Genomic DNA, 7,889 nt, shown 5'->3' with positions numbered 1-7,889 from the left:
GTTATAATATTAGATATAAAGGAAATTAATATGGAGTTGATTAACAATGAAATTTAAATTAAATACAATTTATAGTGAAACTTATCTAGAAAATATAGAGAAACAAAAACAAAATTTCTCAAACATAATTGCGATATGGAATCAAGATTATATAAATGAAGCTGAATTTAAAAAGGAAAATAACGAAAGAGAAGATTCATATACATATGAGGGATTTTCAGATGAAGAAATATTGTATTACTATTTAAATCGGCAAACACATTTTGACCAAGAGAAACGTATAAAGGATGCATCGAGGACTCTATATGCACGTGACTTAAGCCAGTTCTATTTTTTCATCAAACAAAGTACAGAATTTCTCCAGCAAGATGTTAAAGATTATGTAGTGGGCCAAGTTTGGAGGAACTTAAGAAAGCGACATATACGTAACTATCAAAAATGGTTATCCAAGGAGGCAATCTCCTATCAATCAAAAGAAAAATACAAAGCATCTACGATTAGTCGGAAACTAGGGGTTATTCGCTCTTACTTAAGATGGTTATATGAGATTCAATATATCCAGGAACCTCTTCATGTGGAGATTCTTAGTACGACGGTAAACGAACAACATAAACCCAAGCGCGAGTTATCGTATGAAGAAGTGAAGCAGCTGCTAAACTACTACAGGAATAATGAAATTAACTATGCGTTATTGTCAGTCCTTGCTACTACTGGATTACGTGTAGCAGAAGTAGCACATGCATTGTGGGAAGACATTGAATATGACGCTATACGCGGGCGTTATTATTTAACAGTAGATACAAAGGGAGATAATGAACGGATTGTTTCTATTAATAAGGAGATTTTTAATCGTATTGCCGCGTTTCGAATTCGAAGAAGATTACCTATAGACATTGGGAATACAAATGGTGGAACGGTATTTCAAACTAAGAACCATACAGCTTATAGAGAGAATTACTTGTCACAATATATTTCTAAAATTATTAAGGATACTCAGTTACCCTTTACAGAGAACATCCGAATTACTCCCCACTTCTTTAGACATTTTTATGTACAGTACTTGTATGATTACAAAGGATTACCACCTCATGTCATCGCAGCTGCAGTCGGTCATAAAAATGATCGGACTACGAAAGAAAATTATCTGAAGCAAAGATTGACGAAAGATAATGATGCCGGGAATCTAATTTTGGAAGATGAATTTTAATTTTAACGGCTCTATATTAGTATTACAGGACTTCAATACCGGTGCGTTTAGTTATGTAATTTTTATATAACTAAAATTGATTATCCGACCATTAATTTATGTTTATTATTACAAGTATTCATTAGTTCTTCGCCAAGATTCCCTAAAAATTGTCGTATCTATGGGGAATCGTGTAGAGCCTTGCTATAATGTAAGTGTAACTATATCTTACTTATTTTTGAGGGAGATTCGAAATGGAAAAGATAAGAGACATTATATTATCTAAAATAGATACTTTAAATGATGAAGATTAAAAAGTATTAAAGAGGCTTATTAGTAAATTGAATTCGTTCGCTCATGCTCCACTAAATAGAAAACATTGTTTACGTATGGCACAGTTTATTGAATCTGAAGAAGTGACACGTCTTATCGCGGATGTAATACAAACATACGAATTAAAACTAATGTCGAATAGTAGTTTTAATTCGCATGACGTAATCGGATATTATTATGGTATTTCATTACTTACACGTTGTGTAGTATTTGAAAAAAGGTGATTTTAAAAAAGCATACTCTGTATTAGAAAATGAGGTTCTGGTGCAAACATTTTTTGAAGATATAAAGAAGTGAAGAGATTCCTAACGGAATCCGCTTTTATGCTGGAATACCGAATAGTTGATGAATGAGGTTCACTTGATTTTGGACAGACTTCCCCCCTTGAAAGGTTTGTCCTTTTTTCATCATATGCATGGCTTCAACACCTCTCAATATAGAAGTTGCCGTTTTAAATGACTTGAATCCCAACACAGAACGCACGCGTTTCTTAATAAAACGATGATCTTGTTCCACTATATTATTGAGATATCTAACTTGCCTTAGTTGTATGCCTTCAGGCATATGTTTCTCTTCTTTTAACTCTTGAATCGCTACAGGGTAGGCAGGGTTCTTATCTACTGTTATCACACGAGGTTTAGACACATAAGAAAAAGCCAAGGCTTTCTTGAAAAAGCGCTTGGCTGCTTGCTTATCTCAGGTGACTCTTTCTTATCAATCGTAATAACAATTAATTAAGGTCAAAACGATCTGCATTCATTACTTTAACCCAAGCAGCTACAAAGTCACGTACAAACTTTTCTTTGTTATCATCTTGTGCATAAACTTCTGCAATCGCACGTAGAACGGAGTTTGACCCGAACACTAGGTCAACTCTAGTTGCTGTTCTTACTACTTTACCTGTGTTGCGGTCACGTCCTTCGTATACGCCTCCGTCTACAGGCTTCCATTCTACACCAATGTCAAGTAGGTTCACAAAGAAGTCGTTAGTAAGTGTGCCTGCACGATCAGTGAATACACCCTGTTTTGTGCCGCCATAGTTTGTACCTAAAGCACGCATACCACCAATAAGGGCAGTCATTTCTGGTGCAGTAAGGCCTAGTAGTTGTGCTTTGTCTACAAGAAGTTCTTCTGGACTAATACTGTACTCTTTCTTTTGATAGTTACGGAAACCATCAGCAACAGGCTCTAGCACGTCAAAGCTTTCTGCATCAGTTTGCTCTTCAGTTGCATCACCACGTCCTGGAGAGAAAGGAACAGTCACATCAAAACCTGCTTCCTTAGCCGCTTTTTCTACCGCAGCAGTTCCACCTAGTACAATTAAGTCAGCAAGACTTACATTTTTCTCAAGATGACTTTGAATGTCTTCTAGTACTGAAAGGACTTTTGAAAGCTGTTCCGGTTGGTTCACTTCCCAATCTTTTTGTGGAGCAAGACGAATACGTGCACCATTTGCGCCACCACGATTATCTGAACCACGGAATGTGCTTGCTGAAGCCCAAGCAGTTGTAACTAGTTCGCTGATTGTAAGTCCTGAGTCAAGAATTAGTACTTTAATTTTTTCTACTTCTTCTTCTGTTAATTCATAATCAACAGTTGGAACAGGATCTTGCCATATAAGATCTTCTTGTGGAACCTCTGGACCGAGATATCTTGCTTTAGGACCCATATCACGGTGTAAAAGTTTAAACCATGCGCGAACAAATGCATCAGCAAACTCATCTGGATTTGCATGGAAACGACGTGAAATCTTCTCATATATTGGGTCATGACGGAGTGCTAAATCAGATGTAAACATAACTGTCGGAACTTTCTTGGATGAATCTGCTGCATCTGGTGCAAGGTCTTTTTCATCAGGGGCTACAGCCATCCACTGATATGCTCCTGCAGGACTCTTAGTCAACCACCATTCATATCCGAATAATAAATCAAAGTATCCGTTATCCCATTGTGTCGGGTTAGCAGTCCAAGCACCTTCAAGACCACTAGTGATGGTGTCGCCACCTTTCCCACTTCCATATGAACTTAACCAACCTAAACCTTGTGCTTCAATTGGAGCTGCCTCTGGCTCTGGACCAATTTGTGCAGCATCTCCTGCACCATGTGCCTTACCAAAAGTATGTCCGCCTGCAATTAATGCAACTGTGTCTTCATCATTCATACCCATACGTCCAAAGGTTTCGCGAATGTCGTGAGCACTTGCAATTGGGTCTGGCTTACCGTCTGGACCTTCTGGGTTAACGTAAATTAGACCCATCTGAACGGCAGCAAGTGGATTTTCAAGCTCTCTTTCACCAGAGTAACGGTTAGTCCCTAGCATTTCTGTTTCAGTACCCCAGTAGATGTCTTCTTCTGGATGCCAAATGTCTGCACGTCCACCTCCGAAACCAAAAGGCTTAATACCCATTGATTCAAGAGCAACGTTACCTGTTAGAAGCAATAAGTCAGCCCAAGAGATCTTGTTACCGTATTTTTGCTTGATTGGCCATAGTAATCTACGTGCTTTATCAACGTTCGCGTTATCAGCCCAACTGTTTAGTGGAGCAAAACGTTGGTTACCAGTTCCGCCGCCTCCACGTCCATCACCAGTACGGTATGTCCCTGCAGCATGCCAAGACATACGGATAAACATTGGACCATAGTGTCCATAGTCAGCAGGCCACCAATCTTGGCTGTCTGTCATTAGATCGTGAAGATCTTTTTTAAGAGCTTCATAATCTAGCTTTTTAAATTCATCAGCATAATTAAATTCTTTTCCCATAGGATTAGATTTTTTGTCATGCTGATGAAGAATGTTCAAGTTCAACTGGTTAGGCCACAAGTCTCTATTAGTAGTAGCACTAGATTTGTTACTAGTAACACCACCGTGACTAAATGGGCATCCTCCAGTATTAGCATTGGTATTAGTGTCCATATTTGTTTCCCCTCTCCATTTAAATTAAGCAGCAAATAATTTGATTAACTTATTGAAACAAATTAACATATTTGATTTTTGCTCTCTTCTCATCACCTCATAGGAGTGAAAGTTAAGCACAACTAAATGATATCACCTTTCATTTGAAAGTCAATATTAATTTATAATTGTTATTAATAAGTAAACTATATCAATAAATTCGCTTGTAAGTACTTTGAAAATAATGAGAAAAAAATAACATAAAAGAAAGAGGAGGGGTTCCTCCTCTTCATAATGAAGTACTTATCTGTAAAATTGCATTTTGAATTTTATTCATCTTTTCTTCTAACTCACAGTGCTACTATTTATTTTCTCCAATCTGGCCCTATAATGTGCCCTTTTCTGGACTGGTTTTATGTACAACTTCACCTTATATTGGGACATCTACATTATCCCCTTTCATTATTTCTCCAAAATATAATATCAATTGAAATGTTGATTTTAAACATCCTTGCAGCCGTGTTCGGTCACATCAAGGTCATTCGGTCGTATCGCAGATTTTCCTTACGGGGTACAGACTATTAAAATATATTAGTTATCAGTATGATTCTGTAAACGGTTCACTCTGGTGGACAAATCAATAAACAATTAATTTGAGGGGAACTGAATTATGAAACGAATTTATATACTTTTTTTGGGATTTACACTTATATGTTTATGTGCGGGTATAACCATATACTATAATCAATATACATATAATGAATATATCATTTTCAGTTCATCAAAGAATCCTATTTTAATTGAAAAATTAGAAAAAAATAAAATCCCTTACAAACTCGATAAAAGTGGTAATGTGAAAATTATGGAAGAAGGTAGAAACAGAGCAACTCTTTGTTGTACCTAACCTATGATAATATCCACATAAAAAAAGTAATACTCATTTAAAATATCTCATGTCTGATTCTCCTAGACCCTGTTTTCTAGAGTATATATTCCCCCTTAAATCAAAGTGGAAAACACAAGATTTCTTCAGATTACGCAATATACTCTTTTAAATCTCCTTTGTTAACTTTTTGTTACCTTCAGATAAGCTATCTATATGTTAAAATTGATCCGTATCCCACTAATTAATTTAGTTAGTTAGTGAAGTTCTCTCTCAAAAAGCCCCTAGGGAATAGGGGCCCTTTTCATTTTATAAACCTATTATTCTACTTCATCCCTTTTATCTATAAAGTAAATAAAAATCTTATGATAAAACTCCGTATGCTTTGCATCCCCAAGGATCATCATCCTCAACATCATTGTCCAAGAATATTTCCACTTTCACCTTTTTCCGTTCTCCATAATCATAATACTTTTGTTATAACCCTCTATATATTCTGTTTTCTCTTCTTCTGTATCAACTAATAGGGGGCATCATACATGCCCATCAACTTAAGAAAAGTAAACATCCCAAAAACAAAAAATGAGCAAACTTCTCAAAATAACTAACTGTAGAGAAAGAAAAATTTCATTTAGGGGGGGTACTTCAAAAATTTAGCTTGATAGCGATGTAGCGCTACCACATAATGTGATTAAACTCTATTGCTGTTCTTGTTCCACTACTACACAGACCCCTAATATGAATCCGTTAAAAACATGTGTGACGCATACATAACAAAAAAGTAACAAATTATTCATCAAGTTATATATTACCGAGCACTATGCTAAAATAAAATAAATAACTCCCAATGCTAATGGGGGCTATTTTTAAAATATTGCATAGGAACATCTCTATTCCTAATCCCGTTCCTATGCAAACATAACCTCCTTATGATTAACTCCAGTAACCATAAGGACACTTTAGCGCTGTTGATTTCTTATAAACAAATAATAAAAGGTAGACCCCTCTTATGAAAGAGATGTCTACCTTTTATTGTTTTAACTGGTCCTACTTTAACCGGATTAAAGCCTGTTGAAGTGGCTTTTCCACCTTTCACTCCAGCTTCACCTTTATTCTCTTCTTCTTTTTCGTGGAAAAAAGGTAATTTCAACTTAATTTTCAATTTCTCTCCTATTATTCTGATACTTTCCGACACTTCATCAATTGGAAGATAATTATCACAATTCACATCATGTTCAGCATCTTTTGAAGGTAATCTATAGTAAGGATTTTCTCCTCCTGCATGTACCACCTGTCTCATACAATCCATACAATGGAAGGTCCCAGTGTTTTTCATTTCCATCGTGACATTTTTACAATTCACTTCTGTTCCTTTACCTGTAGTGTTATTCCTTATATAATATGCCTTTCTCATAGGTTTACTTCTACCCATGCAAATGCCTCCAGTTTCACTGTTTTTCTGTATATTAAAATCATAACAATATTGGAATTGTATGTCATTTCAAGTGTCAAGCAATCTCATAGATTACCGGAATACAAACCGTTAACTATATATAACAAGGTCAATGCATACAAAAAACTTTATATATTACCCTGTAAATCAAAGTGGAAAACATAAGATTTCTTCAGATCACGCAACATAATCTTTTAAATAGCACTCACCTTTTCGTAACATGTTCAATAACTTATCTAATTCTTGACTTACTTGAATGACTTCCGGGGAAGTGAGAAAATAGTGTTTTGTTAGTTGAATCATTTCTTCTCTCTTTTTCTTTACCAGGTATCTTGGTGTTATACATTTCGGCATTCATTAGACAACCCACCTTTTATATAAAACTTCTCTATTTCACACGATTCGTTTTTAACGATAAAATTCTATATGTCACATGTATTATTTTTTGTTACCTTTTGTTACCTTCGGATAAGGTAGCTATATGTTAGAATGTTAAAGTATTCACACCCAAGCTATGTACAGGGTTACCACTAAAGAGTCCCTATTCCCCTAGGGACTCTTTACATTTTAAATGTCTGGTTATATTCCGAAACAAGCCTAACTTCAAAAAACTCCCCTTTCTTTTATCTGTTTTGGAGCTATCATATATGATGTGATTTTAAATAAAGAAGTGATATCACTTGGTATTCTAGCCCTAATTATTCTTCTAACAATATCAATTTATATAATTATAATGATGCATACATTTTGTTGTATAGGATTGTATTTTATTCTTTTTAGACTTGAATTGTGGCATATCATTTTGTTTCTTGAAAAAACGTGAAAAAGCATCTGCGAGGTTTTTCAATGAGGATTGAAGAGCGGTACTATCTACTTCTTTTAACCAAAGCGTATCTTGTCGTTTTTTTAATTGCGTAAGCTCGGCAGAGCAAGAAGGATAGGTTAATCCTTTTCCCGCTTCTTTATACGTATCATTCCAAAGAGCAAGAAAATGGTTAAATACAAAGCGACTGCAACCAATCGTTTTAGCAATTAATATTTCTTGTTTCTTATTTGGGTAGATACGAAATTTATATGCTTTATTTACTAACATAGGTTGCACCTCACTTTTTCATAGTATATCTACAGTATACAAAAAACG

6 protein-coding genes and 2 pseudogenes are annotated in these 7,889 nt (G+C 35.4%); 3 read left to right on the top strand and 5 right to left on the bottom strand.

Going from position 1 to position 7,889, the window contains the following annotated elements; translation table 11 throughout:
- The first annotated feature begins 46 nt into the window (after positions 1-46).
- Positions 47-1,207 (top strand): tyrosine-type recombinase/integrase, encoded by a 1,161-nt coding sequence (locus V7038_RS25090; protein WP_002107112.1) that lies wholly within the window; start codon positions 47-49, stop codon positions 1,205-1,207.
- Positions 1,208-1,527: 320 nt separating this feature from the next.
- Positions 1,528-1,743: a hypothetical protein gene (locus V7038_RS25085; protein ID WP_002107113.1), complete on the top strand. Its 216-nt coding sequence runs from the start codon at positions 1,528-1,530 to the stop codon at positions 1,741-1,743.
- Positions 1,744-1,840: 97 nt separating this feature from the next.
- On the opposite strand, the pseudogene V7038_RS25080 reads toward V7038_RS25085, so the two are convergent.
- Positions 1,841-2,215: pseudogene (locus V7038_RS25080) on the bottom strand (DDE-type integrase/transposase/recombinase); the annotation flags it as partial.
- A 34-nt stretch (positions 2,216-2,249) separates the two neighbouring features.
- Positions 2,250-4,433: a catalase/peroxidase HPI gene (katG, locus tag V7038_RS25075; RefSeq protein ID WP_328069528.1), complete on the bottom strand. Its 2,184-nt coding sequence runs from the start codon at positions 4,431-4,433 to the stop codon at positions 2,250-2,252.
- Positions 4,434-5,082: 649 nt separating this feature from the next.
- Between katG and V7038_RS25070 the strand changes: the two genes are divergently transcribed.
- Positions 5,083-5,316, top strand: coding sequence for a hypothetical protein (locus tag V7038_RS25070; protein WP_002107117.1), 234 nt, complete (start codon positions 5,083-5,085; stop codon positions 5,314-5,316).
- A gap of 955 nt (positions 5,317-6,271) precedes the next feature.
- On the opposite strand, the gene V7038_RS25065 is transcribed toward V7038_RS25070, so the two are convergent.
- The 3 genes and pseudogenes from V7038_RS25065 to V7038_RS25055 all read right to left on the bottom strand — a co-directional run.
- Positions 6,272-6,727: a hypothetical protein gene (locus V7038_RS25065; RefSeq protein ID WP_002107118.1), complete on the bottom strand. Its 456-nt coding sequence runs from the start codon at positions 6,725-6,727 to the stop codon at positions 6,272-6,274.
- A 198-nt stretch (positions 6,728-6,925) separates the two neighbouring features.
- A complete protein-coding gene (locus V7038_RS25060; protein WP_002107119.1) occupies positions 6,926-7,102 on the bottom strand; it encodes an aspartyl-phosphate phosphatase Spo0E family protein in 177 nt (58 codons plus the stop codon).
- A gap of 391 nt (positions 7,103-7,493) precedes the next feature.
- Positions 7,494-7,841: pseudogene (locus V7038_RS25055) on the bottom strand (helix-turn-helix domain-containing protein); the annotation flags it as partial.
- Positions 7,842-7,889 lie beyond the last annotated feature (48 nt).

The sequence above is a fragment of the Bacillus sp. JJ783 genome, from assembly GCF_036963225.1.
Taxonomy (GTDB): Bacteria; Bacillota; Bacilli; order Bacillales; family Bacillaceae_G; genus Bacillus_A; species Bacillus_A cereus_U.
This window is presented reverse-complemented; position numbering and strand designations above follow the sequence as displayed.